The organism is Micromonospora sp. ABR4_055, from assembly GCF_056160425.1.
The window spans coordinates 20977-46290 of sequence record NZ_JBSWXD010000031.1 but is presented as its reverse complement, the minus strand read 5'-3'; the positions used below and the strand labels follow the sequence as shown (position 1 = coordinate 46290).

Genomic DNA, 25314 nt, shown 5'->3' with positions numbered 1-25314 from the left:
CCTTGCCTCTCCCCCCCCGCCCCCCTCCCCCCCCCCCCCCCCCCCCCCCCCCCCCCCCCTCGCGAGCGTACGCACGGTATCGCTGGCCGCCGTGGAGACGGAGACGGGCCACACCGTTGACCAACTGCGATCGGACCGGCCGTCTCTTGACAGGCCAGACAGTGCGTCGGAGCGTGATCAAACACTGGGCGCAGCGTCACTTCTCGATTAGAATGGGTGTACTAATCCGGCTCCTGACCTGGGAAGGAACGCCGTGATCGCACCCCCTCCTGCCACCGCCTCGACCCCCACTGCAGCACCGACCAGCCCCGCCCCGGTCCCGTACGCGACCCTGCTCGGTTTCACCCGCTATGTCGGGCAGTCCGGGCCGGCCAAGGCAACCTTCGTCGGCGGGCTGCGCCGGCAGCGGGTCAGCCGCTCCGGGTTCAACCCGCACGGGCAGCTGGTCAAGGCGCTCAAGGCCGACATCCGGTTCCGCACCGGCGGCAGCCACCTGGCGGCCGTGGTCGGGCAGGTCGCCCAGCGCTGGCAGCCGCTGTACGCGACCCTCACCCCAGGCGCGCAGCGCTACCTGGAGTCGCTGGGGGATCTGACCCAGGTGGAGCTGGCGCAGACCCACGACGCGCTCGGCATGGTCGGCAACCTCCCCGTCAAGATCAACCCACACTTCGGCCTGCGGTACCCCGACGGGCACGCCGAAGCGGTCCGGATCCACTTCGACGACCAGCCACCCAGCCCCGACGCGTACACCGCGACCCTGCACCTGATGGCCCGGCACATGGACCAGGTGCTGCCGCACGCCGAGCCGGTCCTGGTCGACCTGCGGCGCGGCGTCACCTTCCGCCGCCCGGACGTCACGTCCCGCCCCGACCAGGTGGAGCGCTGGCTGGCCGGTGAGGCCGCCGCGTTCACCGCCATCTGGTCCGCCGCCGGCTGAGCCGTCCGGCGCATCGCCTCTTGATGCGAGCACAGGGTGCGCCGGGGGTACGCCGCCACGTGCGGCGTATCCTCGGCCACCGGTGAACCTGTGGACCGAACTTCGCGCCGGTGCCGTCCTGTTCGAGGACGACACCGCCCTGGTGCTGAACAAACCTCCCGGTGTGTCGGTGATGGGCGAACGGCACGGCACCGACCTGGCCCGCCTCGCCGAAGAGGCCGGTGAGCCGGTCTTCCCGGTGCACCGCATCGACAAGAACACCTCCGGGGCGATCCTGTTCGCCAAACAGCTGCGCCACCACGGCGACCTGACCCGGCAGTTCAACCGCCGTACCGTGGAAAAGGTCTATCTGGCCGTGGTGTCGGCCGCCGCAACCGATGCCGATGCCGCTCGCGCGCCGCTGCCCGACGTCGGCGTCGTCGACCTGCCGCTGAGCGTGGGCCGCAAGAACCGGGTCCGGGTCGCCGGTAACCGAGCCGACATCGGCTTCGACGCCGCCACCGCGCGCTGGTCGCTCGCCGCCGGAACCGAGTTCGACCACGTCAAGAGCTATCCGTCGCAGAGCCGGATCACCGCCGTCACCGCCGGGTCCGACGGGGTCACCACCGGATCCGGTACGCCAGTAGCCGACGCCACGCACCGGCTGCTCGCTGTCGCGCCGCTCACCGGCCGCCGGCATCAGATCCGGGTGCACCTGGCCTGGATCGGGCACCCGATCGTCGGTGACCCACTGTTCGACCGCACCGCCGCCGCCAGCGGGGTACGCACCTATCTGCACGCCTGGCGGCTCGGCTTCGACACGGCCGGCGGCAGGCGGGTCGACGTGACGGCGGGGGGGGGGGGGGGGGGGGGGGGGGGGGGGGGGGGGGGGGGGGGGGGTGACGGCGCCCCTGGACCCTGCCTTCGGGAACCTGGTTCCCGGCGACGCTCCCCTGCCGGATGATCTGGGCCGGGCGTACCAGCGGTTGCACGGGTCCGGCTGACCTGGCGGATATCCGCGCCCCGCTGGCCCGGCAGCGCGGCCGTCGGCTGCGGCAAGCCGTCCGGCGGCGCTGCCTCCAACGGCGGGTCAGCTGGTCCAGCCGCCGTCCGAGGTGATGACGGCGGCGTGTCCGGCGGCGGCAAGCAGCTTGCCGGTGCCGTCCAGCCCATCGGTGTCGACGTCGCAGCCGACCATCGCCGCTCCCTCGGCGGCCAGCCGCAGCGCCACCGCCCGGCCGATGCCGGATCCGGCGCCGGCGGGTGCCCTCGACCGTGGCCACTCGACGCAAACTCGCGCTGCCACGACCACCGCCAAGATCAGCTACGTGGGGCGCCTGGTCGAGGTGACGAAGCGGGACCAGGCCGACGGGGCGAAGGTCAACGTCCCGCCGGCACGGTCCTTGCTGTCCCGGACCAGGACCCGGCCGGGAAGGTTGTCGGCGACCTCGACACAGGCGCCGCCGTTGCTGCTGCTACGGGTGGACGTGCGCCACACCGGCTCGCTCATGCTCATCGATCACTCTCAGGATCAGATCACGGGACTGGTCACAGGGCAGTGCCCGCGCGCAGACCATCTCCCACGCGAGCACCAGGTGGCGGAGCTTGTCGGCGGTCTCGCAGACCCGCCCTGCCATCTGGTCGTCAATGTACGCCGCCGTTCCGCCGTCCGGCAGGGTCGCCAACACGAACGCACCGGCCAGCCCCGGGTGCAGCCCGGCGGAGAACGGCAGGACGCGCACGTGCACGGTCTGCCGGTGGCCGATGTCGACCAGATGCTCCAGCTGGTCCTTCATCAGCGCCGACGGCCCGACCCGCAGCGCGGCCTCGCCGATGATGGCGGTCAACGGCACCGGGTACGGATTCACCCGCTCCAGCGCCGCCGTCTGCCGCTCCATGCGCTCCCGGGTCATCTCCTCGATCTGCACCTCGGTGTGCGTGCCGGCGGAGATGACCTCCCGGGCGTACGCCTCGGTCTGCAGCAGCCCCGAGATGAGCGAGTGCTCGAACCAGCGCAGCTGCACCGCCCGGGACTCGTTCAGCTTCCACGGGCGCATCCATGGGGCGACCGCCTCGCCGCGCGCCTGCTCGGCCAACCGGCGCAGCTCGTCGCCGGTGCCGAGCACCCGGTCCAGGCTGACCGCCAGGTCGTCGGGCGGCAGTGAGCGCCCCGTCTCGTAGTGGCCGATCTGCGATCCGGTCACGTGCACCTGTGAGCCGAGCGCGTCCTGCGACAGTCCTTTCTCGGTCCGCCGCAACCGCAGGATATGCCGAAACTCATTCACGTTCGCCATCTGTTCCCCCACGCTGATGAGGTAGTGATCCTATTACCGCCACACATCTTCCCGGCCGGGCGACGGATAGTCCAGGGTGGAAGTCAGACCCGGAGGGAATGACCGGCAAGCGTTCCCTCCGGGGCACCCGAATCGCACTCTCCACGTAGGGGGAACAGTGCCCAGGAACGACGGAATCGGCGGGACGCCCCGGCTCGCCCGGTACACCTCGATCAGTACGCCACGCGATGTCGACTTGACACCGAACCGGCCTCCGCTGCCGAAGCGAACCCCTGGGCAGGTCGACCCGGACCGCGACTGGCCATTCCAGCTCAAGGGCGCTCAGCCACGCTCCGCCGCGCTGGAGGCGGCGATCCGGCAGGCGAACGAGACGGCTCGTACGCATATTCCGAATCGGACCACCGGCGAGTGCCACCGGTGCGGCGGGGTGGTCGCGCCGTGCCGGCCGTCGCTGCGCCGCCCTCGCCATCCTGGACCGGTGGGACCCGAGCTCGGCGCGACGGGTCCGAGCGGTGTTGCAACTGTCCGGTCTGATGCCGGCCGGCTATCCGCACGACAACGCAGGCAACGACCAGGGTGACGACGTCAACGACGAGTGACCAGCCCCCGTAGACACCCGGGGTGCTCCGCTCCCCCGCTCGCCGCGACCGGTCCCATGGCGGTCCTCTCCCCAGCCCCCGTCCGGGAGGGTCCGCCACGACGGCCGGTCCAGCGCGGCCGACCGGCCGCATTCCCTGCCCGGGAGGCACCACCGAATGGGCGGGCGACGGAGCACTCCGGGCCATTCCCGACGTCCACACGGGTCCTGACGCATCGATGTGAGGCTGAGATACCTATTCCGCGCCAGATAACGTATCTCAGCCTCACATCGCGGAGCGGCCGGGCGGGGAAGCGGCGGGGGGCGGGAAGCGGGGAGCGGCGGGCAGAAAGCGACGGACAGCGCGCGGGGCAGTCGACGGCAGCGCCGTGGCCGGTTAAGCTCACCGGCAGCGCGTCGGGGATCGCGCCGAGACTCGCCGGAAGGCTCGAAGCCACCCCAGGTCCGAGGTTCGAGCGACGGACGCCGGAGCTCTGAATCCGCCCGTGCGAGTCCGGGCGCAGAGCGAGGTTTCCCGTGAAGACGCTCCCCGACAATCCGCACCTGGACCACCTGCGGCAACAGGCCAAGGAGCTGCTGGCCGGGCTGCGTGACGTCGTTCCGACCACGACCCTGGCCGACGCGCAGGCGGCGCTGGCCGGTCAGTACGGCTTCCGCACCTGGCCGGAGCTCAAGGCCGAGGTCGACCGGATGCACGGGCGGGCCGACACCGCCGACCCGTCGCTTGCCCAGGCGATCGCGGACCGCTTCGACCTGGGCAGCGTCGCCGGCCCGATGCGTTCACTGGCCCGCCCGGACGACATCGGCCGCCGCTGGTCGATCGACACCGACCGAGGGCGTTTCACCGTCCGTACGGTGGACACCTGGCTGCCGACCGTCGACGCCGACACTGACGTCGCCCTGCAGCTGGCCGCCGCAGCGGCCGGTGTGCTGCTGCCGACCCCGGTACGCAGCCGCGACAGCGAGGTCGTCGAGTCCGTCGGTGGGCACCGGTGGCGGGCGTACCAGCATCTGCCGGCCGGACCGCCGCTCGCGGCCCCGGTGAGCGCGGCGGTCGCCGGTGCGGTCGGCGACGTGCTCGCCACGCTGCACGGCCTGGCGTTGCCGGTCGGTCGGGTCAGCCCGTGGCACGCCAGACGGATCGGTCCGGCCAGTTGGGCCGGGCTGGCGGCCACCGCAACCGCTCGGCAGGCGCCCTGGGCCGGGCAACTGGCGGCGGCGGTGCCGGCCCTGGAGGACCTGGCGGCGGTCGGCCGCGACGTGCCGGTGCCGGATCCGGTGCTGACCCACAACACGCTCGGGCCGGCGCAGACCCGGCTCGCTCCCGACGGTCGCCTCGTCGTCGTCGGCTGGGAGCACGCCGGTGGACAGCCGCCGGCCTGGGAGTTGGCGAACGCCCTGCTGGACTGGGCAGTCGCACCGCACGGTCGGGTCGACGCCGTCGGTGCGCGGGCGCTGGTCGACGGCTACCGTCGGCGGGCCGGTGGCGTGCCGACACGGTGCCTGGCCGATTTCCGGGGCGCGGCGACCGGTCTGGTCAACTACGTGTCCGAGCAGGTCGAGGCAGCGTTGGCTGCGCGGACGACCGAGGATCGGCGGTACGCCGAGCGCAGTGTGCGACACGTGCTGTCCCGGCTTCCGACGCGTACGACGTTGGAGAGGCTGCTGAACGCGGTGGCCTGAACCAGGGACAGGTGGCCGGAAACCCGGGCGACCGGGCGAGGGGCGGCGGGTATCGTGGTCAGCGCCATGAACCCGCCCTCCGCCGCGCGCTCCGCCTCTGAACTGCTGAAACTCCTCCCCGAGCTGACTCTTCGTGACGAACGGCGGCTGCACCGACGCCTCGACGGGGTACGCAAGGTCCGGGATCCGCAGGCCCGGCAGGCGGCGCTCGACGAGATCGCCACCGCGGTCGCGTCGGCGCAGCAGGCGGTGCAGCGGCGGCGGGACGCGGTGCCGCAGATCCGCTACCCGGACGGGCTGCCGGTCAGCGAACGCGCCGGCGACATCGCGGCGGCGATCCGCGACCACCAGGTGGTGATCGTGGCCGGCGAGACCGGCTCGGGTAAGACCACCCAGATCCCGAAGATCTGCCTGGAGCTGGGTCGTGGGGTGCGCGGGCTGATCGGGCACACCCAGCCGCGTCGGCTGGCCGCCCGTACCGTCGCCGACCGGATCGCCGACGAGCTCGGCACCACCCTGGGCGACGTGGTCGGCTACAAGGTCCGATTCACCGATCAGGTCGGCGGCCAGACCCTGGTGAAGCTGATGACCGACGGGATCCTGCTGGCCGAGTTGCAGCACGACAAGATGCTGCGCCAGTACGACACGTTGATCATCGACGAGGCGCACGAACGCAGTCTCAATATCGACTTCATCCTCGGCTACCTCAAACAGCTGCTGCCCCGCCGCCCCGACCTGAAAGTGGTCATCACGTCGGCGACGATCGACCCGCAGCGCTTCGCCGACCATTTCAGCGAGCCGGGCCGGCCACCGGCACCGGTGGTCGAGGTGTCCGGGCGGACCTATCCGGTGGAGGTGCGCTACCGGCCGCTGCTGCGGGAGACCGTCGACCCGGACGACCCCGACGCCACGCCGGGCACCGTCACCCTCGACCAGGTCGACGGGATCGGCGCGGCGGTCGAGGAGCTGGCCGGCGAAGGCCCCGGCGACATCCTGGTCTTCCTCAGCGGCGAACGGGAGATCCGCGACGCCGCCGACGCGTTGGGCAAGCTGGTCGCCAACCGGCCCCGGCTGCGCGACACGGAGATCCTGCCGCTGTACGCCCGGCTGTCCGCCGCCGAGCAGCACCGGATCTTCCAGCCGCACCCGGGCCGGCGGGTGGTGCTGGCCACCAACGTCGCCGAGACGTCGTTGACCGTGCCGGGCATCAAGTACGTCATCGACCCGGGTACGGCGCGGATCTCCCGCTACAGCAACCGGCTCAAGGTGCAGCGGCTGCCGATCGAGCCGGTGTCGCAGGCGTCGGCCAACCAGCGTAAGGGCCGCTGCGGGCGCACCTCGGACGGCATCTGCATCCGGTTGTACGACGAGGCCGACTTCGAGTCGAGACCGGAGTTCACCGATCCGGAGATCCTGCGGACCAACCTGGCCTCGGTGATCCTGCAGATGACGTCGATCGGGCTGGGCGACATCGCCGCGTTCCCGTTCGTCGAGCCGCCGGACCGCCGGCAGATCACCGACGGCGTCGCGCTGCTGCACGAGCTGGGCGCGATCGAGCCGCCGTCGCCGGGCCTGCCGCCCCGGTTGACCCAGGTAGGTCGGCGGCTGGCGCAGCTGCCGGTGGATCCCCGGCTGGGCCGGATGGTGCTCGCGGCCGAGGGCAACGGCTGCGTCGACGAGGTCGCGGTGATCGCCGCCGCGCTGTCCATCCAGGACCCCCGGGAGCGGCCGGCGGAGCACAAACCCCAGGCCGACCAGGCGCACGCCCGGTTCGCCGATCCCGAGTCCGACTTCGTCGCGCTGCTCAACCTGTGGCGCTACCTGCGGGAGCAGCAGCGGGAACGGTCCGGCAGCGCGTTCCGGCGGATGTGCCGGGCCGAGTTCCTCAACTACCTGCGGGTCCGCGAGTGGCAGGACATCAACAGCCAGATCCGGCAGGTGCTGCGGTCGATGAACGTACCGGTCGACCGGGGCGGTGAGCCGGCCGCGCCGACCGCCGTACACCAGTCGTTGCTGGCCGGCCTGCTGTCGCACGTCGGGGTGAAGGACCCGGCCAAGCCGGAGTACCTGGGCGCCCGGGGGGCCAAGTTCGCGGTCTTCCCCGGCTCGGCGCTGGCCCGCAGACCGCCGCGCTGGGTGATGGCCGCCGAGCTGGTCGAGACGTCCCGGCTGTGGGCCCGCACGGTCGCCAGGATCGAACCGGAGTGGGTCGAGGCGCTCGCCGGCCACCTGGTGAAACGCTCGTACAGCGAGCCGCACTGGGAGAAGAAGCAGGCGGCGGTGATGGCCTACGAGAAGGTCACCCTGTACGGCGTACCGCTGGTTGCCGGCCGCAAGGTGACCTTCGGCCGGGTCGATCCGGTGCTGAGCCGGGAGCTGTTCATCCGGCACGCCCTGGTCGAGGGCGACTGGCACACCCCGCACCGGTTCTTCCATGACAACCGGGCGCTGCTCGATGAGGTCGGCGAGCTGGAGGAACGGGTCCGCCGCCGGGACATCGTGGTCGACGACGAGACCCTGTTCGAGTTCTACGACCAGCGGCTGCCCGCCGAGGTGGTCTCCGGCCGGCACTTCGACTCCTGGTGGAAGAAGACCCGCCGGGACCGGCCCGACCTGCTCACCTTCGACCGGGACATGCTGGTCAACCAGGGCAAGGGCCGCATCGACCCGGCGGACTTCCCCGACGAGTGGCACTCCGACGGGATGGCCCTGCCGCTGACGTACCGGTTCGAGCCCGGCACCGGAACCGACGGGGTGACCGTCGACGTGCCGTTGGCGATGCTCAACCAGGTGTCCGACGACAGCTTCGGCTGGCACGTGCCCGGGCTGCGCGAGGAGCTGGTCGTGGCCCTGATCCGGTCGCTACCGAAGCAACTGCGCCGCAACTTCGTGCCGGTGCCGGACTTCGCCCGCGCGGTGCTGGCCGCGATCACCCCCGGCTCCGAACCGCTGCTGGACGCGCTGGGTCGGGAGCTGCGTCGGCTGACCGGGGTGATGGTGCCGCACGACGCCTGGGACCTGACCAAGGTGCCCCAGCATCTACGGGTCACCTTCCGGGTGGTCGACGAGAACGACAAGCCGCTGGCCGAGGGGAAGGACCTGGCCGCGCTGCGCCGCGAGCTGACCACTGAGGTACGCAAGGTGGTGGCGGCCGCCGCGCCGGACGTGGAACGCCGCGGGTTGCGCGACTGGAGCATCGGCGCGCTGCCGCGCAGCGTCGAGCAGGACCGGGTCGGATACCGGGTCACCGCGTACCCGGGTCTGGTCGACGAGGGGGCGAGCGTCGCGGTCCGGGTGTTCGACAGCGCTGCCGTGCGGGACCGGTCGATGTGGGCCGGCACCCGGCGGCTGCTGCTGCTCACCCTGCCGTCCCCGGCGAAGTTCGTCTCCGGCCGGTTGTCCAACCAGGACAAGCTGGCGTTGAGCCGCAACCCGTACCGCAACGTCGTCGAGCTGCTGGACGACTGCGCCGGGGCGGCGGTGGACCTGCTGATGACGCAGGCGGGCGGTCCGGCCTGGGACGCCGACGGCTTCACCGCGCTGCGCGAGCAGGTCCGCGCCGGGCTGGTCGACGTCACGGTCGAGATCGTTTCCCGGGTACGCCAGGTGCTGGCGGCGGCGTACGCGGTGCAGCAGCGGCTCGGCCGTACCACCGATCTCGCGCTGGTGGCGGCGCTCAGCGACGTCCGCGAGCAGCTCGCCGCCCTGGTCTACCCGGGGTTCGTGACCGCCACCGGGTACGCCCGGCTGGCGGACCTGCCGCGCTATCTGACCGCGATCGAACGCCGGTTGGAGAAGCTGCCGCAGAATCCGCGCCGGGACCGCGACCAACAGGCCAGGATCGACACGGTACGCCGGGAGTACCAGCAGATGCTCGACGGGTTGCCGCCGGCCCGGCACAACACCGAAGCCGCCCGGCGGATCCGCTGGATGATCGAGGAGCTGCGGGTGAACGTGTTCGCCCAGGCGCTGGGTACCCCGTACCCGGTGTCGGAGCAGCGGATCTACCGGGCGATGGACGAGGCCGAGCAGGCCGAGTGAGCCGGTCGGTCCCGCCGCCGACCGGGTCGGTCCGGTCGGTCTGAGCGGTGCCGGTCAGTTCCGTTGCAGGGTGAGCACGGACAGTCCGGCGACGGCGTCGATGTCGTACCGGTCGGTCGCGCCCGCCCAGCCCTGGCCGGTGAAGACCGCACCGGGGGCGATGCCGTCGTGGCTGCGGGTGTCGATGGTGGCACTGGCCGCCCCGGACCCGAACCGGACCTGGGCCGGGGGCCCATCCGGGGCGTTGATCAGGAACTGGTTGGCGCCGCCGGTCATCCGCACCGGCAGGGTGCCGTCCGGCGCGGGCAGGGACAGCTCGATGCGGGCCGCCCCGCCGACGATGTCCACTCCGCTCAGCTCGGCACCGGTCAGGTCGATCGAGTGTTCCGCGACGCCGCCGGTGAGCCGCAACTGCCAGCGCACCGACGAGTGCAGCTCGATGTCGACGACACCGGGTCCGGACTGGTCGTTGGGCACCAGGTGCAGCTTGATCCGGTTGCCGTCGGCGATCACCCGTGGTTGCACGTCGGCGTCGATCGGGGTCCGGACCCGGTACAGGTCGCCGCCGAGATCGGCGGCGACGATGTTGACCGTCGTGGTACCACTGACCAGGTCGAATTCAGCCTGCTGTAGTTCGCCGAGCGGGCCGGTCACCAGGCGTTCGGTGGCGGGTTCCGAATCGACGGCGGCCGGGTCGACCACACCGGGACCGTCGGCCGGCGGCGGGGAGTCGGCGACCGTGGTGTCCGATGTGGTCCGCAGCGCGTCAACGACGCCGGCCCCGACCAGCGCGGCGACCAGGAACAGCGCCACCAGCCCGGTGACGACCATCGCGAGTCGGCGTGGTCGGCCGTCGGCCGGCCCGGTCATGTCGGGTTCCGGGTCGAAGAACGGCACCGCCGGGGTGACCGGTTCCGGTCGGTCCAGTTCCCGGGCCAGCCACGGCGGCGGCGGCGGCAACAGACGTGGCGACACGGTCACCGGCTCGTCGTCGAGGCGCTGCGGGTGGTGAGCCGGTTCAGGTGGATACCCGGCCGTGGGACCATGCCAGGCAGGACCGGATCGCCGCACCGGACTGGTTTCCCGCGCAGGTGCCGGAGCCTGCACCTCGCCGAGTTCGATCGCGGCTGGTTCGCCCCCCTGTGCCGGTCGCTGCATGGCTGCCCCTCCTCGGCGTTCGCGGGCACGGCGCACCGTTGTGCCCGTACAGCAGTACGCAGCCGGACGTTCGGCGGATCGATGCCGCTGCCGGAAAGTTTCGGATGCCGGCCGCAGCCTGACCTTGGGCTCAGCGGTCACTCATACTCGGTGTCAGGGCTCGCGTCCACCCCCGCCTACCCGCCGCGAGCCCCGGAGGACAGTGATGCGCATTCAGGTCGAAACGAGCATACCACCCGAATTGTCCGAACCGACCTGGCAGTTGTACACCACCGCGTTCGACGAACTCCGGGTCACCGCGGTCCAACGGCACGTGATGGACCGGGTCGAGTTCGACCAGGTGCTGAGCGACGCCCGGGTGCTGAAGTATCTGGGGCGCGACGACCGGTCCCCCGATCTGCTTACCGCGCTCGCCACCTTCACCAACGAGCTGGATTCGATGCCGCTGATCTCCCCGGACTACTTCGCCCACCGCTGGCCGGACCTGTACGCGCAACGCCGGATCTGGTACATCGGCTTCTTCGCCGTCCATCCGCAGTACCGCGGCAGCGGCATCTTCGAATCGGTGATCGCCGACATGTGGCAACGCGTGCAGGACAGCGACGGTGTCGCGGCGTTGGACATCTGCCGCCGCAACGACCAGATCGGGCTCGGCCGGGCCATCCATCAGACCCTGGGGACGTTGACCGAGGGAGCGCGGGCGACCCGGCTGGACGAGCAGACGTACTGGCTCTACGAGTTGCCGCCGCGCCCCTGAACCTGTCCGGCAGCCGGCACCACCGGCCCGTCCACCGGGTCGGCGGGTCGGCCTGCCCACCGTCGGGCGAACTCAGCCGGGCCGACCGGCTCTCCCCAGAGCCTGCCCTGCCCGAACAGCACGCCGAGGACGGCCAGCACGCCCTGCTGCAGCGGGGTCTCCACCCCCTCGGCGACCACGGTCAGGTGCAGGGCGCTGCTCATCGCCACCACCGCCCGGACGATCTCCTCGTCCTTGGCGCTCTGGCCGAGGCCGGCGACGAACGCCCGGTCCACCTTGACCCCGGTGACCGGATGCTTGCGTAGATAGCCCAACGCGGAGAACCCGGTGCCGAAGTCGTCGACGACGATCCGGATCCCCCGCTGCCGCAGGTCAGCCAGCACCTGGCCGGTGACGCTGGTCGGGTCGATCATCACCGACTCGGTGATCTCCAGGACGACGGCGGAGGCCGGCACCCGGTGCCGGTCGAGCGCATCGTCCAACGCCCGGATCAGACCCGGGTCACGCAACTGGCGGGGCGACACGTTGACCGACATCCAGAAGTCTGCCGTCACCGTGCCGTCCGCCCGCCACTGCGCCAGCTGCCGCAACGACCGGTCGAGCACCCAGCGTCCGATCGGACCGATCAGCCCGGTGTCCTCGGCGATCGGGATGAACACCGCCGGTGAGATGCTGCCCCGGCCCGGATGCTCCCAGCGCAGCAACGCCTCGGCACCGATCAGGCTGCCGCTTTCCAGGTCGACGATCGGTTGGTAGGCGATCCGCAGATCGTCCTCGCTGAGGGCGATCCGCAGGGCCTGTTCGATCTCCACCCGCTCGCGGACCCGCTCGTGCATCGACGCGTCGAACACCACCCAGCGGCCGCGACCGTCGGCCTTCGCCTGGTACATGGCCGTGTCGGCGTCGCGCAGCAACGCGTCGGCGGTCACCGGCGGATCGTTGCCCGCGCCACCGTCGTCGAGCTGGGTCCCGGCGATCCCGACCGAGGCGGTGATCACCGCCTCGACCTGCCTGATCCGCAGCGGTTCGTGCACACAGTCGATGATCCGGTCGGCCAGCGCCACGGCCTGCGCGCGGCTTCCCAGCTGGACCACGACGAACTCGTCCCCACCGACCCGGGCGACCGTCGCCGCAGCCGGCAGCGCCGCCCGCAGTCGGGCCGCCACCTGGGCGATCAGCTGATCACCCGCGTGGTGCCCCCACGAGTCGTTGACCAGTTTGAACCCGTCGAGGTCGAGGAAGAACACCCAGACCCCGGCGTCCGCTGGCCGCCGACCGGCGGTGAGCAACCGGCGCACCTCGGCGGCGAGCATCAACCGGTTCGGCAGGCCGGTCAGTGGGTCGTGGGTGGCGCGGTGCTCGTAGCGGCGTTGCGCGGCAGCGTACCCCTGGACGGCGGAGACCGCCCGCATCATCAGCAGCACCACCATGGCAGCACCGCCCACGCCGAGCACCAGCCGGTCGGCCGTCGATCGCCCGGAGACGAAGACGGTGAGCACGAACGGCGCGGCCAGCGCCGGGCCGATCAGCAGCAGCCGCTGCCACGACCAGGCCTGCACCGGCAGCCGGGCCGCCTGGCCGAGGTCGACCACGGAGGGGTGCAGGGCGGCGGCGCCGATCAGCAGGAAGCCGAGCATGAAGGGCAGATCCAGCAGCCGGGAACCGGTGAGCTGACCGGAGACCCCGATGATGGCGTACAGCACGTCGCCGACCACCAGCAGACTCATGGAGGCGACCAGCAGCAGGTAGCTCGGCCGCCGAACGGCGGTGGTGAAGGCCAGGCTGACCAGCAGCAGGATCAGGATCACGTCGAAGATCGGATACAGCGCGGCGAGGGCGGAGACCAGGGCCGGCCGGTCGGCGATGCTGCCCGCCGGCACCGCCAGCAGCAGTACGGAGCACAGCGCCGCACCGATGAAGACGATCAGACCGTCGATCACCGCGTGTGACGGCAGCCGGCCCCGGGTGCGCAGCAGCCCGGCCAGGCCGAGCAGCATGAACAGGTAACCCGGCACGGTGGCGGCGTCGGCGGCCAATGCGTACGGCCCGTCCTGCTCGACCGCCCACGGCCGGGCCAGCGCCCCGGTGAGGAAGCACACGCAGGCGACAGCGAGCAGCCACCAGGCCCAGCGGGGCTGGGCCCGGTGCCAACGGGGGCCCAGGGTCACGGCGAGCGCGCCACCGACCCCGGCGACGGTGAAGGCCGGTCCGGCGATCATCGGCGTGTCGAACGCCGCGTAGAGCACGGCGGCGACAACACCGAAGGCCAGGAACACCAGTGCCGGCAACGACGACGACAAGGCCCGTCCCGTCCCCGGCGCCGCGGGTCGCGTCACGATGGCCCCTGCGCACATGTCATTCACCGGCTGATTCGTCGAACAGGCCGACACCATACCAAGGTGACGGGGCGGTCAGCCTGGTCAGGCCGGGCCCGCCACGGTGGGGCCGATCGGTCGCGGCTGATGGTCGCTGCCGCACCGCCGACCAATCGTCCGTTTGGCGTATGGCTCGGTCGGATATCGCCGGTTTGACGTGCGAAGTCGGTGGATATGTTGACCCGGTGCCTGCCACCCCTCCCTCGCCGGGCCGGCTGCCGTCGCTGACCGGGCTGCGGTTCGCCGCTGCGCTACTGGTCTTCGGCGTGCACGCCTACTCGTTCATCCCGTTGGCTGACCCGCCGGCCGACCGGGTCGCCGGCATCCTGTTCAACGGCGGTGACCTGGGCGTTTCGTTCTTCTTTGTGCTGTCCGGTTTCGTCCTCACCTGGTCGGTCCGCCCCGGCTACCGGCCGGGTCGGTTCTGGTGGGGACGCCTGGCGCGGGTCTACCCGGCGCATCTGGTCGCCCTGGTGCCGGCCGTCGTCGGCCTGATGCTGACAGCACGACTGCCGGACATCTGGCCGCGGCTGCTGGCCTTCTCAGCACCGCTGGTCCAGGCCTGGCATCCGTCGGACGTGTACTACCTGGGGATCAACCCGGTCACCTGGTCGCTGTCCTGCGAAATGGCGTTCTACCTGGCGTTCCCCCTGTTGTACGCGGGACTGCGCCGGCTCGGCACGACGGCGCTGCGGGTCGCCGCCGTCGCCCTGCCGGCCGCCGTCTGGCTGATGCCGGTGGTGGCCGACCTGCTGATCGCGGCGGAACACCGCCGCTGGTTCGTCTACATCTTCCCGCCGGTACGGATGTTGGAGTTCCTGCTCGGCATCGTGCTGGCGCTGCTGGTGCGGCGGGGCGCCTGGCGGGGTCCGGGACTGCGGGTGGCCACCGCTCTGTGGGTGGTGAACTATCTCGCCGTCGAGTGGCTGCCGGCGCAGGCCCGCGACACCGCAGCGACGATCGTGACGATCGGTCTGCTGGTCCCGGCGGCGGCACTGGCCGACCTGCACGGCCGGCGGTCCTGGTGGCGCCACCGGGTCGCGGTCCACCTGGGCGAGGTGTCATACGCGTTCTTCCTGCTTCATCTCGTGGTGATCGTGACCGTGATGCACCTCGTCGGCCGGGACCGGGAGTGGGCCACCGGGCAGGCGGTCGGGTTGACGCTGGCGTTCCTGGTCGGGTCCTACCTGTTGGCGGTGCCGCTACACCGGTGGGTCGAGCTGCCGGCGATGCGTCGACTCAGGCCGACTCCGCCGGCAACTCCGCCCGGACCACCCGAACCGCCGACGCGGGACCGGCGGCAGACCGGGCCGGATCCCCGGCGGGACGCTCTCACCGGTTGACTACGCTCGCCGACGGGGCGGCACCGCCCTCCGACGGGAGGCACCATGGACAGGCGAGTTGGTGGGTTCGACGCACAGCTCGGCGTACGGGCCGAAGAGATCTCCGCGGAGCGGGTGGAGCTGCGGCTGCCGGTGACCCCGGCGCTGCACCAACCGTTCGGGATCGTGCACGGCGGGGCGTACTGCGCGCTGGTGGAGAGCGCGGCGAGCATCGGCGCGGCGACCTGGCTCGGTGACGAGGGCCGGGTGGTGGGGGTGGCCAATCAGACCGACTTCCTGAAGGCAGTCTCCGGCGGGGAACTGATCGCCGTCGGTACTGCGGTCCACCGCGGCTACAGCCAACAGCTGTGGCAGGTTCATATCACCGACGGTGACGGACAACTGGTCGCCCGGGGTCAGGTGCGGCTGCAGAACCTCCGGCCGGGAGGCGGCCGCCGCTCCTGACGCCGTCGGTGGCCCGCCCGATGCGCGACAGCCCGCCCATTGCTGCGGCGATCCGGCGAACCGGACAGCTCTCCGGTCCGTACACACTGGCAGGAGGCGATGAGACATGGGCATCATGGTCAACCCTGCACGCCGTGATACGACCGGTTCCGACCTCTACATCCTGCGCGGTCTGCTGTGGTGCGGTGACCGCCTGTTGATTCCGGCCAGCACCGACGACGGCACCCGCCACTATGCCTGCCCCGACACGGAATGTGACCGTTCCCTGATCAACGCCGAGGAGATCGAACAGCAAGTGTGGCAGCGGTACGTACAGCTGAACGCCGACGCCGCCGACGTGGTCAGTCGCGACCAGCGGCGGGCGGCGCTGGTCGGCGTACTGGCCCGGGTCACCGTCGGCACCAGCCTGGTGGGGCTGGACTACGGCTGGCGGGACTGACCGCCGCCAGGACCGGCACTCACCACCCGAACGGGCCGGTCACCGCACGAACGCTTGCTCACAGCACGAACGCGTCGGTCCACAGCTGCCCGGACCGGCCGGTCAACGCGCCCAGCAACGCGACCGCCTGGCCGTCGGTGAGTGAGGCAACGTAGTCGACGATCGCCCGACCCTGAGCGGCGGCGACCAGGCTGCCGCCCGGGGCGCCGCTCACCCCGGGGACGGCACCGGTGCCGGTGGTCGCCGCCAGCTCCGCCTCGGCCAGCTCGACCAGGTCGTGCAGTCGGCGGGGCAGCCGCCCCTGCTCGTCCGGGTCGGTCACCCAGGCGTGCAGCGCGTCGACCAGGGTGGCCAGCAGATCGGCCTGACCGCGCTGATGCAGCGCCAGGTCCGGCCGGGCGAGGACGAACCGGTGGTGCACGAACTTGAGCACCTGCACCTCGTGCCACTGGGCGGTCGCCAGCAGCACGTGGCCGGAGCGTACCGGCGGGTTGGCAGTGACGCCGATCGCGCCGACCAGTCGCCGGGTCCACCGCGCGGAGAACGTGCTGATGCTTCCCTCCGCTTCGATCGACCCGTCGAACGGCACCATCAGCAGGCCGTCCACCAGCTCCTGACGGACGTGTTCGACGGCGGCGGCGAACGCCTCGTCGGAGGCGATCCAACTGTCCTTGCGGTGCAGCTGGCGGCGGAGCCGCTCGATGGACCGGCCGGGGCGGTGCGCGCTGGCGGCGATCTCCGCGTCGGTGAGCTCCCGCAGCTCGGCGGCGGAGCGCTGCCAGGTGACGAGTTCACCGGCGACCGGGCCCTGCTGCAGTACGCCGACCCGGTGGAAGTCCTCCACGTCGTGGATGGCGTACGCGATGTCGTCGGCGGTGTCCATTATCGAGGCTTCGACGGTCTGTTGCCACGGATCGAGCACCCCGGCGAACGGCGCCCGGGCCTGCCGCAGGTCGGCCGCCTCGGTGGTGTAGGCGCCGAACTTGACCGACCCGACCGCCGGATCGTCGGGCGCGACCGCGGCGCCACGGGGCGCCGGGCGCAGCAGGCTCGGATGCGGCTGCGGATAGGTGCGCCGGGTCCACGGGTACTTGAGCATGGCGGCCCGCACCGCTGCGGTCAGGTCCAGACCGACGGCCGCCTCGCCCCGGATCTCGGTGCTGGTCACGATCCGGTAGGACTGCGCGTTTCCCTCGAAACCGTCCGGCAGACCGAGCCGGTGCCGGGTCACCCGGTCCAACACCCGTTCACCAAGGTGCCCGAACGGCGGGTGGCCCAGGTCGTGGGCGAGCGCTGCCGCCTCGACCACGTCCGGGTCGCAGCCGCCGAGCTCGTCGAGCAGGGTCCGGTACCGCTCGTCGGCGGCCAGTCGCTCGGCGACGGCCCGGCCCACCTGGGCCACCTTGAGGCTGTGGGTGAGCCGGTTGTGCACCAGCAGGCCGGAGCCGCCCGGGCTGATCACCTGGGTCACGCCGCCCAGCCGGGCAAAGAACGGTGAGGAGACGATCCGGTCGCGGTCGGCCCGGAACGGACTCGCCGCCAGATCGCTGGCGGCGGCGGCCCGTCGGCCGAACAGGCGGCGGGCGCGGAGGTCCCCGGCCGGCTCGGTGGCCGACCGGACTGCTGGTGCCGGGTCCACCAGCAGACGCTAACCCGGTGCCGGTGCCGTACCTGGTCCGGGGTGGCATTTCGGCGCTGTCGAAGGACCATTCACCGGTCTCCAACAAAGGAATGGCTTGAGCTGATTGGTCCGGCGTCGTAAGGTTCCGCTTCAGCAAGGTCAACCATCCTTGCCGGGCCGCGCCCGCGGCCCTGCTCGGCTCGCGCACCAGAAACCGCCGCAGGGGACGACTCGATGCGCCGTGCTCGAACTCCGACGGAGTTGACGCTGACCGAGGAGTTCTTCCTGGTTGCGCTCGACGACAGCACCGGCCGGCCGATGGTCGGCCGGGATCTGCTCGGTGCCGGGCTCGCCGGCACCGCGATCGCCACGCTGATCCTCGCCGGTCGTGCCGAGGTCCGCGACGGCCTGCTGGTGCCGGTCGACGGGCAGCCGCTCGGTGACCCGGTCGCCGACCCGCTGCTGGCCGAACTGCGGCTGGAACAGCGCCAACCGGTGCCGGACTGGATCGCCCTGATGCGACCAGGGCTGCCCGGGGTGGTCGCCGAGGATCTGGAGACCCTCGGCGTGCTGCGCACCGAACAGGTCCGCCATCCGGTGACCCGCCGCATGACGACCCGGTTCCCGGCGATGGATCCGGTCCGCGCGGTCGGCCCCCGGGTCCGGCTCGGCCACGCCCTCGGCCGGGTCGTCGCGGTGGACGCCCGGACCGCCGCGCTGGCCCAGATCGTCCGTGCCACCGGCACCGAAGGCTGGTTCGTGACTATGTACGGGGCGACGGTGCGTCGACAACTGACGGCTATCGCGAGCCGGCTCGATCCGCAGCTGACGGCGGTGGTCGACGCGATCAACCACCCGGTGCCACGGTCCCGGCTGGCGGTACGGCTGTGGCCGCAGCGGGACACGTCGATCGCCTGGTGACCTGCGCCGCGGACCGGGTCGCGTGGTGGCGCGACACCGACGGTCGATAGCCGGCAGAATGCTTCCCGGACCACCCACCGTGGTCCCCGGCACCGGCCGCACGACGGGTGCCGGGCCACAGGCATCGGGCCGGACGGGAGCACCCCCGCCCGGCAGCCGGGGAGTTGGAGCGGGGCACGCGACGTGACCACAGGGATTGATCAGCGGATCGCCGAAGAACTGGGAGTACGGGCCGGGCAGGTGGCGTCCGCCGTCGAACTGCTCGATGGCGGCGCGACGGTGCCGTTCATCGCCCGGTACCGCAAGGAAGCCACCGGGATGCTCGACGACGCCCAGCTGCGTACCCTCGAGGAGCGGCTGCGCTACCTGCGCGAGCTGGACGAGCGCCGCGACGCGATCCTGGAGTCGATCCGCAGCCAGGGCAAGCTCGACGAGGCGCTGACCGCGCAGATCATGGCGGCCGACTCGAAGGCCCGGCTGGAGGACATCTACCTGCCGTACAAGCCGAAACGGCGGACCAAGGCGCAGATTGCCCGCGAGGCAGGCCTGGAGCCGCTCGCGGATCTGCTGCTCGGCGATCCGGGTCAGGACCCGCGGACCGCGGCCGCCGGCTACGTCGACGCCGACAAGGGTGTGGCCGACGCGGCGGCGGCGCTCGACGGCGCGCGGGCGATCCTCGTGGAACGCTTCGCCGAGGACGCCGACCTGATTGGTGGGCTGCGGGAGCGGATGTGGTCGCGGGGCCGGCTCACCGCCCGGGTACGCGAGGGACGCCAGACCGAGGGGGCCAAGTTCGCCGACTACTTCGACTTCGCCGAACCGTTCACCAAGCTGCCGTCGCACCGGGTGCTGGCCATGTTCCGGGGTGAGAAGGAGCAGGTCCTCGACCTGACCATGGAGCCGGAGGAGGTGCCGGCCGACGCGGTCGCCGGGCCGAGCAGCTACGAGCCGATCATCGCCGGCCGCTTCGGCGTCAGCGACCAGGGTCGGCCCGCGGACAAGTGGCTGGCCGACACGGTCCGCTGGGCGTGGCGTACCCGGATCCTGATCCACCTCGGCGCTGACCTGCGGATGCGGCTGTGGCAGGCGGCCGAGGACGAGGCGGTCCGGGTGTTCGCGGCCAACCTGCGGGACCTGCTGCTGGCCGCGCCGGCCGGCAGCCGGGCCACGATGGGTCTGGACCCGGGCGTACGCACCGGGGTGAAGGTGGCCGTCGTCGACGCCACCGGCAAGGTGGTGGCCACCGAGACGGTATACCCGCACGAGCCGCGCCGGCAGTGGGACGCCTCCATCGACACGCTGGCAAAGTTGGCCGCCGCGCACCGGGTGGACCTGGTGGCGATCGGCAACGGCACCGCGTCGCGGGAGACCGACAAGCTGGTCGCCGACCTGATGGCTCGGCACCCCGAATTGCAGCTGACCAAGGTGATGGTCTCCGAGGCCGGCGCGTCGGTCTACTCGGCTTCGGCGTACGCCTCCCAGGAGCTGCCGGACCTCGACGTGTCGTTGCGGGGCGCGGTCTCCATCGCCCGCCGGCTGCAGGACCCGCTCGCCGAGCTGGTCAAGATCGACCCTCGGTCGATCGGCGTCGGGCAGTACCAGCATGACATCTCCGAGACGAAGCTGTCCCGGTCACTCGACGCGGTGGTCGAGGACTGCGTCAACGGGGTCGGGGTGGACGTGAACACCGCGTCGGCACCGCTGCTGACCCGGGTCTCCGGCATCGGTGCCGGGCTGGCCGAGAACATCGTGCTGCACCGCGACGCGCACGGGCCGTTCCGGTCCCGGGAGGCGCTGCGGACCGTGGCCCGGCTGGGGCCGAAGGCGTTCGAACAGTGTGCCGGCTTCCTGCGCATCCGCGACGGCGACGACCCGCTCGATTCGTCCAGTGTGCACCCGGAAGCCTACCCGGTGGTCCGTCGGATCCTCACCGAGACCGGCAGCGACCTGCGGACGTTGATCGGCGACACGAAGTCGTTGCGCCGGATCAGGCCGGAGAAGTTCGTTGACGCCGTGTTCGGTCTGCCGACGGTCACCGACATCCTCGCCGAGTTGGAGAAGCCGGGCCGCGACCCGCGTCCGGCGTTCCGTACCGCCACCTTCGCCGACGGCGTGGAGACCCTCGCCGACCTGCGGCCCGGCATGGTCCTGGAGGGCGCGGTGACCAATGTGGCCGCGTTCGGCGCGTTCGTGGACGTCGGGGTGCATCAGGACGGTCTGGTGCACGTGTCGGCGATGTCGAAGACCTTCGTCAAGGATCCCCGCGACGTGGCCAAGCCCGGTGACATCGTCCGGGTGAAGGTGCTCGACGTGGACGTCGCCCGCAAACGTATCTCGTTGACGCTGCGGCTGGACGACGAGCCGGGTGCCGGGCGAGCGCCGGGGCAACGAAACGGTGCGGACGGTGGCCGGGGCGGCCCCGGCCGGGGCGGGCAGCCCCGGCAGCAGAGTCGCGACGGCAAGGGCGGCCGCGGTGACCGGGATGGCCGCGGCGGCAGGGACGGTCGGGGCGGGCAGCGCGGCGGGGGCCAGCCCGAGGGTGCGCTCGCCGACGCGCTGCGCCGGGCGGGTCTAGCCTGACCGGTCGGTCTGTACGCGAGGGGTCGGGACGGTTGCCGTCCCGACCCCTCACCGGTCAGGTGCTCGACGAATAGGTGAGGAAGAAGTTGTTCGGTGCCTGCGAACCTCCGGCGTTGAAGCAGATCACGTTGCGAACCAGCGCCGTGTTGGCGGACAGCACCCACGGTGTCTGCAGGTTGCAGTAGTCCGGGCTGGTGCCGAGCGCGGTGACCTGCACGGTGCTCGCCGGGACACCCACCGACGGCAGTGTCACCAGGTACTGCCCGACGCCGGAGACCGCGATGCTGTTGGCCCCACCGGCGGAGTTGAAGTTGGTCGACCCGCCGAAGGGCGAACTCAGCAGGTAGGCGAACCGGGTCGGCGGCACCGAGCCGAAGATCGGCCGCTCCCGGTGGTAGGTCAGGTTGAAGTAGCTGTCGATGAACGACCCGGCTGGGTCGAAGCAGAACACGTACGCCAGGATCGCGCCGCCGCTGGGGGACCACTGGGCGATCTTGCACCGCCGAGGACCGAACGGGTGCTCGGCGGTGGCCTGCAGGTTGCCGTCCAGCAGGGCGGTGCCGAGTCCGTTGAGCTTCACCTCGTAGAAGCCGGTGCCGAGCTGGGTGACCGTGTTGCCGGCACCCATCGAGTTGTAGGACGACAGCATCGCCCCGACCGGGTTCGCCCTGACGTAGCCGAACGCGTCCGACCCCGGCGGCAGCATCCCGGAGGCGGAGGTGTAGTCGACGACGAACCGGGCGTTGTCCGGTACGCCACCGGGCCGGTAGCACTGCACGATCACCATGTGGTCAGGTCCGGCGGGGGCGTTCGAGACCACCTGGCACCATCGTGGTGCGTTGTCGACCGTGGTGACGTGAACGACACCGTTGGGTGAGGCAGCCAGCGGGAACCGCACCTGGTAGCGCCCGACACCGACCTGGTCGACGGTCGCCCAGAGCGCGGGTGCGGTGGCCTTCCAGCTGCCCCACTGCCGGGTGGTGTCGAGGATGGTGCCGGGTGCCGGGGTCGGCGTGTGCAGGTAGGCGAAACCCCAGCGGTCAGCGACGGCCGCCTGAGCCGGCGCGGCGGCTCCTACCACGGCGGCGGTGGCGGTCAGTAGCCCGGTGGCGAGCAGGGCGATGCCACGGCGGACCAAGCCGCGGCCGTTGTCGGATCCAGTGCGGACAGACACCGGTCCACCTCCATTCACAAGGAGCGATATCTAGCCAGCCTAATGAACACACCACGTGCCCGTACAGTTATTGACCGTGATCTGATTTGATGCGGCATCCGGTCCGGCTCACAATCCGGGAATCACCCGCCAGCAGCGACTTTTACCTGATCCGTACCGGAAACTGATGCGGTCGTTTACCGGTCACGTCAAGATGGGCGGGTGACCGCAGCACCGCAACCAGACCGGGGACTGGTGCTCGTCGTCGAGGACGAACAGCCGATCGCCGACCTGATCCGGCTCTACCTCACCCGCGACGGGTTCGGCGTACACGTGTGCGCCGACGGTGACAGCGGGCTGGCCGCCGCCCGACGGCTGCGCCCGGTGCTGGCCGTGCTGGACATCGCGCTGCCCGGCATCACCGGCACCGAGATCTGCCAGCGGCTGCGCGCCGACGACGACTGGACCCCGGTCATCTTCCTCACCGCCCGCGACGACGAGATCGACCGGGTCGTCGGCCTCGAGCTGGGCGCCGACGACTACGTCACCAAACCGTTCAGCCCTCGCGAACTGGTCGCCCGGGTGCGGGCCATCCGCCGCCGCAGCCTCGGCCCGCCCGGCGGTCGACCGGTCCGTACCGTCGGTGGCGTCACCCTCGATCCGGCCCGGCGCACCGTCACCGCCGACTCCCACCCGGTCGTCCTCACCTCCACCGAGTTCGACCTGCTGGACCACCTGATGCGACGGCCCGGACGGGTCTACACCCGGGAGGAGCTGCTCTCCGCCGTCTGGGGTTACGCCGCCCAAGCCGGCACCCGCACCGTCGACGTGCACGTCGCCCAGGTCCGGGCCAAGCTCGGCACCGCCGCCACCGTGATCCGCACGGTACGCGGCGTCGGCTACACCGCCGATGGTTGAGCCGGAACAGACCTGGCAGCGGTCCGGCTGGCGCCAGCTCACCGGCACAATCACCGCCCGTACCGTCGGGGTCGCCTGCGCGGTCGCCCTGCTGTCGGTGCTGGTCACCGCGGCGGTCGCCATCCCGCTCGGGGTCCGGGGCACGGAACGCGGCGTCCGCGCCTCGCTGGCTGCCAAGGCCGACCTGGTCGCGGCGGCCGTCACCGACGCCCCGACCGGCACGCGGACGGCTCTCGCCGGCCGGCTGACCGGCGAACTCACCGACCAGGGCATCGAAGTGCTGCTCGTCCGGCCAGGCGAGACGGTGCCTCGGCAGCTGCCCGGCCAGGTGGTCCGCCGGCTCGCCGCCGGTGCGCCGGTGACCAGCCGCCGGCCGGCCCGCGTCGACGGCCAGCCGACCCTGATCGAAGGACGGCCCACCGGCGACGGCACGGCGGTGGTGCTGCTCCAGCCGGTACGACCAGGAGTCGGCCGGCTGGTCTGGAGCAACCTGTGGCTGGCGTTGGCCGCCGGGCTCACCGCCGGCCTGATCGCCGGGGTGCTGCTCGCCGCCCGGCTGTCCCGGCCGATCCGGGCCGCCGCACACGCGGCGCAGCGGCTGCGCGCTGGGGACCGCACCATCCGGGTACCGCTGGATCCGCCCGTCGAGGCCGAGCAGTTGGCCCGCGCGCTCAACGACCTCACCGCCGCGCTCGCCGTCAGCGAGGCCCGGCAACGGGATTTCCTGCTGTCCATCTCGCACGAGCTGCGCACCCCGCTGACCATCCTGCGCGGGTACGCCGAGGCGATCGCTGACGGGGTGGTGGACCCCGACGGAGCCGTGCGTACCGGGCAGATCATGCTCGGTGAGGCGCAGCGGCTGGACCGCTTGGTCGGCGACCTGCTGGCGCTGGCCCGGCTGGAGGCCTCCGACTTCGCCCTGGAACTGGTCGACGTCGACCTCGGCGCGCTGCTCACCGACGCCGTCGACGCCTGGCGGCCCCGGTTCACCGGCAACGGGGTGACGGTCGACCTGACCCCACCGGCGACGCCGGTGGCCGTCCACACCGACCCGGGGCGGCTCCGGCAGGTCGTCGACATCCTGCTGGACAACGCGCTGCGGGTGGTGCCGGCCGGCGGCACCGTACGGCTCGGCGTACCGCCGGAACCGGCGACCGGGCAGGCTGGATCCGCCGCCGGGCAACCGGACTTCGTCGCGGTGCAGGTGCACGACGACGGACCGGGGTTCACCGACGGCGACCTCGCGGTGATCTTCGAACGCGGTGCGCTGCACCGCCGGTACCGGGGCGAACGGTCGGTCGGCACCGGGATCGGGCTGGCTTTGGCCGCCGGGCTGACCCACCGTCTCGGCGGGCGGATCAGTGCCGGTCACTCCCCCGGCGGCGGTGCCGTGTTCACGGTACGGTTGCCGCGCAGGACGGCCCGGTAGCTCGGCTGCCTCCGTCGGACCGACGGCGCCTTACCTGATCCGAACATCGACCTGACGGTGGCTTCGTGTCGGTGGCCGATGCTGACCACATGAGAAGTTCAGTTGGTACGAAGGCATTCACCGGTGCTGCGGCGGGGGCGGTCGCGATCCTGGCCCTCACCGGCTGCGGGTCCGGCGGCTCGTCCGACGGCTCCCGCACCGCTGCGGATCCACTCCCGGTCGCTGCGGTCGACACCGTCGACTACAGCGACTTCGGTCTCTCCAGCGACGACCGGCCCGGCTGGTGGGACGGCCGCCGTGGCCCGTGGGGGCGACCCGGCCCACGCGTCGGCTGGCTACGCGGCCTCGGGGCGGGCGGTGCCGGTCTGCACGGCGAGATGACCGTACAGACCGACGGCGGGCCGCGCACGCTCGTCGTGCAGCGCGGCACGGTCGACTCCATCGACGGCAGCACGATCAGCGTCGAGTCGGTGGACGGCTTCGTCCTCGACTGGACCTGCGCCGACGAGTGCCGGGTGATCGACGACGGCGACGAGGTCAAGCTGTCCGGTCTCGACGTCGATGCCGAGGTCGGCGTCCGCGGACTCCGTGACGGCGAGGAACTGCTCGCCCGGATCGTGCTGCGACCCGAATCGGACTGACCC

The 25314-nt window shown here is 71.7% G+C and carries 20 protein-coding genes; 13 read left to right on the top strand and 7 right to left on the bottom strand.

Features of this window, described 5'->3' with window-relative positions; genetic code table 11:
* Window positions 1-253: 253 nt before the first annotated feature.
* Together ACXAHD_RS10490 and ACXAHD_RS10485 are read left to right on the top strand one after the other, a co-directional pair.
* Window positions 254-937 (top strand): hypothetical protein, encoded by a 684-nt coding sequence (locus ACXAHD_RS10490; RefSeq protein ID WP_475050067.1) that lies wholly within the window; start codon window positions 254-256, stop codon window positions 935-937.
* 82 nt (window positions 938-1019) lie between these two features.
* Window positions 1020-1880: an RluA family pseudouridine synthase gene (locus tag ACXAHD_RS10485; RefSeq protein ID WP_475050064.1), complete on the top strand. Its 861-nt coding sequence runs from the start codon at window positions 1020-1022 to the stop codon at window positions 1878-1880.
* Window positions 1881-2006: 126 nt separating this feature from the next.
* Here the strand turns inward: ACXAHD_RS10485 and ACXAHD_RS10480 are convergent, their stop codons facing one another.
* From ACXAHD_RS10480 to ACXAHD_RS10470, 3 genes are read right to left on the bottom strand one after another with little or no spacing between them, the layout of a single operon-like run.
* Window positions 2007-2222: a hypothetical protein gene (locus ACXAHD_RS10480; RefSeq protein WP_281554399.1), complete on the bottom strand. Its 216-nt coding sequence runs from the start codon at window positions 2220-2222 to the stop codon at window positions 2007-2009.
* An 18-nt stretch (window positions 2223-2240) separates the two neighbouring features.
* Window positions 2241-2432: a DUF397 domain-containing protein gene (locus ACXAHD_RS10475; RefSeq protein WP_281554398.1), complete on the bottom strand. Its 192-nt coding sequence runs from the start codon at window positions 2430-2432 to the stop codon at window positions 2241-2243.
* A complete protein-coding gene (locus tag ACXAHD_RS10470) occupies window positions 2392-3210 on the bottom strand; it encodes a helix-turn-helix domain-containing protein (RefSeq protein WP_475050062.1) in 819 nt (272 codons plus the stop codon). Before ACXAHD_RS10470 ends, ACXAHD_RS10475 begins: the two co-directional genes overlap by 41 nt.
* A gap of 1114 nt (window positions 3211-4324) precedes the next feature.
* On the opposite strand from ACXAHD_RS10470, the gene ACXAHD_RS10465 reads away from it, so the two are divergent.
* Both ACXAHD_RS10465 and hrpA read left to right on the top strand, forming a co-directional pair.
* Window positions 4325-5491, top strand: coding sequence for a phosphotransferase (locus ACXAHD_RS10465; RefSeq protein WP_281567373.1), 1167 nt, complete (start codon window positions 4325-4327; stop codon window positions 5489-5491).
* A 66-nt stretch (window positions 5492-5557) separates the two neighbouring features.
* Window positions 5558-9532, top strand: coding sequence for an ATP-dependent RNA helicase HrpA (hrpA, locus tag ACXAHD_RS10460; protein WP_475050058.1), 3975 nt, complete (start codon window positions 5558-5560; stop codon window positions 9530-9532).
* A gap of 54 nt (window positions 9533-9586) precedes the next feature.
* On the opposite strand, the gene ACXAHD_RS10455 is transcribed toward hrpA, so the two are convergent.
* Window positions 9587-10690, bottom strand: coding sequence for a hypothetical protein (locus ACXAHD_RS10455; RefSeq protein ID WP_475050055.1), 1104 nt, complete (start codon window positions 10688-10690; stop codon window positions 9587-9589).
* A gap of 241 nt (window positions 10691-10931) precedes the next feature.
* On the opposite strand from ACXAHD_RS10455, the gene ACXAHD_RS10450 reads away from it, so the two are divergent.
* Window positions 10932-11447, top strand: coding sequence for a GNAT family N-acetyltransferase (locus ACXAHD_RS10450; RefSeq protein ID WP_281554392.1), 516 nt, complete (start codon window positions 10932-10934; stop codon window positions 11445-11447).
* On the opposite strand, the gene ACXAHD_RS10445 is transcribed toward ACXAHD_RS10450, so the two are convergent.
* Window positions 11423-13783, bottom strand: coding sequence for a putative bifunctional diguanylate cyclase/phosphodiesterase (locus ACXAHD_RS10445; protein ID WP_475050052.1), 2361 nt, complete (start codon window positions 13781-13783; stop codon window positions 11423-11425). The two genes, ACXAHD_RS10450 and ACXAHD_RS10445, sit on opposite strands and share 25 nt — an antisense overlap.
* Before the next feature lie 224 nt (window positions 13784-14007).
* Here ACXAHD_RS10445 and ACXAHD_RS10440 point away from each other — a divergent pair, with 224 nt between their 5' ends.
* From ACXAHD_RS10440 to ACXAHD_RS10430, 3 genes are all read left to right on the top strand, one after another.
* Entirely contained in the window at window positions 14008-15165 is a 1158-nt protein-coding gene (locus ACXAHD_RS10440) for an acyltransferase family protein (protein ID WP_281554390.1), read from the top strand.
* Between the two features lie 45 nt (window positions 15166-15210).
* Window positions 15211-15609: a PaaI family thioesterase gene (locus ACXAHD_RS10435; protein ID WP_281554389.1), complete on the top strand. Its 399-nt coding sequence runs from the start codon at window positions 15211-15213 to the stop codon at window positions 15607-15609.
* Between the two features lie 106 nt (window positions 15610-15715).
* Window positions 15716-16048, top strand: coding sequence for a recombinase zinc ribbon domain-containing protein (locus ACXAHD_RS10430; RefSeq protein ID WP_281554388.1), 333 nt, complete (start codon window positions 15716-15718; stop codon window positions 16046-16048).
* Between the two features lie 58 nt (window positions 16049-16106).
* Here the strand turns inward: ACXAHD_RS10430 and ACXAHD_RS10425 are convergent, their stop codons facing one another.
* On the bottom strand, window positions 16107-17687 hold the full coding sequence (locus tag ACXAHD_RS10425; protein ID WP_289212669.1) for a deoxyguanosinetriphosphate triphosphohydrolase family protein: 1581 nt from the start codon (window positions 17685-17687) through the stop codon (window positions 16107-16109).
* Between the two features lie 216 nt (window positions 17688-17903).
* Between ACXAHD_RS10425 and ACXAHD_RS10420 the strand changes: the two genes are divergently transcribed.
* The gene (locus ACXAHD_RS10420) at window positions 17904-18590 is read left to right on the top strand and encodes a GOLPH3/VPS74 family protein (protein WP_281554386.1); all 687 of its coding nucleotides are present in this window, start codon (window positions 17904-17906) and stop codon (window positions 18588-18590) included.
* 183 nt (window positions 18591-18773) lie between these two features.
* A complete protein-coding gene (locus ACXAHD_RS10415) occupies window positions 18774-21170 on the top strand; it encodes a Tex family protein (RefSeq protein WP_281554385.1) in 2397 nt (798 codons plus the stop codon).
* A gap of 55 nt (window positions 21171-21225) precedes the next feature.
* On the opposite strand, the gene ACXAHD_RS10410 is transcribed toward ACXAHD_RS10415, so the two are convergent.
* Window positions 21226-22344: a hypothetical protein gene (locus tag ACXAHD_RS10410; RefSeq protein ID WP_289212668.1), complete on the bottom strand. Its 1119-nt coding sequence runs from the start codon at window positions 22342-22344 to the stop codon at window positions 21226-21228.
* Between the two features lie 201 nt (window positions 22345-22545).
* Here ACXAHD_RS10410 and ACXAHD_RS10405 point away from each other — a divergent pair, with 201 nt between their 5' ends.
* The 3 genes from ACXAHD_RS10405 to ACXAHD_RS10395 all read left to right on the top strand — a co-directional run bounded on the left by ACXAHD_RS10405 (window position 22546) and on the right by ACXAHD_RS10395 (window position 25311).
* Window positions 22546-23241: a response regulator transcription factor gene (locus ACXAHD_RS10405; protein WP_281554383.1), complete on the top strand. Its 696-nt coding sequence runs from the start codon at window positions 22546-22548 to the stop codon at window positions 23239-23241.
* Window positions 23234-24670 (top strand): sensor histidine kinase, encoded by a 1437-nt coding sequence (locus ACXAHD_RS10400; protein ID WP_289212667.1) that lies wholly within the window; start codon window positions 23234-23236, stop codon window positions 24668-24670. The genes ACXAHD_RS10405 and ACXAHD_RS10400 overlap by 8 nt, the downstream gene beginning before the upstream one ends.
* A gap of 89 nt (window positions 24671-24759) precedes the next feature.
* Window positions 24760-25311 (top strand): hypothetical protein, encoded by a 552-nt coding sequence (locus ACXAHD_RS10395; protein WP_289212666.1) that lies wholly within the window; start codon window positions 24760-24762, stop codon window positions 25309-25311.
* The last annotated feature ends 3 nt before the right edge of the window (window positions 25312-25314 follow it).

What these genes read in the sequence shown, in the direction of transcription:
- hrpA (WP_475050058.1), top strand. Translation starts at nt 5,558, where the DNA reads ATGAACCCGCCCTCCGCCGCGCGCTCCGCCTCTGAACTGCTGAAACTC.
- ACXAHD_RS10395 (WP_289212666.1), top strand. Translation starts at nt 24,760, where the DNA reads ATGAGAAGTTCAGTTGGTACGAAGGCATTCACCGGTGCTGCGGCGGGG.
- ACXAHD_RS10455 (WP_475050055.1), bottom strand. Translation starts at nt 10,690, where the DNA reads ATGCAGCGACCGGCACAGGGGGGCGAACCAGCCGCGATCGAACTCGGC.
- ACXAHD_RS10430 (WP_281554388.1), top strand. Translation starts at nt 15,716, where the DNA reads ATGGGCATCATGGTCAACCCTGCACGCCGTGATACGACCGGTTCCGAC.
- ACXAHD_RS10420 (WP_281554386.1), top strand. Translation starts at nt 17,904, where the DNA reads ATGCGCCGTGCTCGAACTCCGACGGAGTTGACGCTGACCGAGGAGTTC.
- ACXAHD_RS10475 (WP_281554398.1), bottom strand. Translation starts at nt 2,432, where the DNA reads ATGAGCATGAGCGAGCCGGTGTGGCGCACGTCCACCCGTAGCAGCAGC.
- ACXAHD_RS10435 (WP_281554389.1), top strand. Translation starts at nt 15,211, where the DNA reads ATGGACAGGCGAGTTGGTGGGTTCGACGCACAGCTCGGCGTACGGGCC.
- ACXAHD_RS10470 (WP_475050062.1), bottom strand. Translation starts at nt 3,210, where the DNA reads ATGGCGAACGTGAATGAGTTTCGGCATATCCTGCGGTTGCGGCGGACC.
- ACXAHD_RS10400 (WP_289212667.1), top strand. Translation starts at nt 23,234, where the DNA reads ATGGTTGAGCCGGAACAGACCTGGCAGCGGTCCGGCTGGCGCCAGCTC.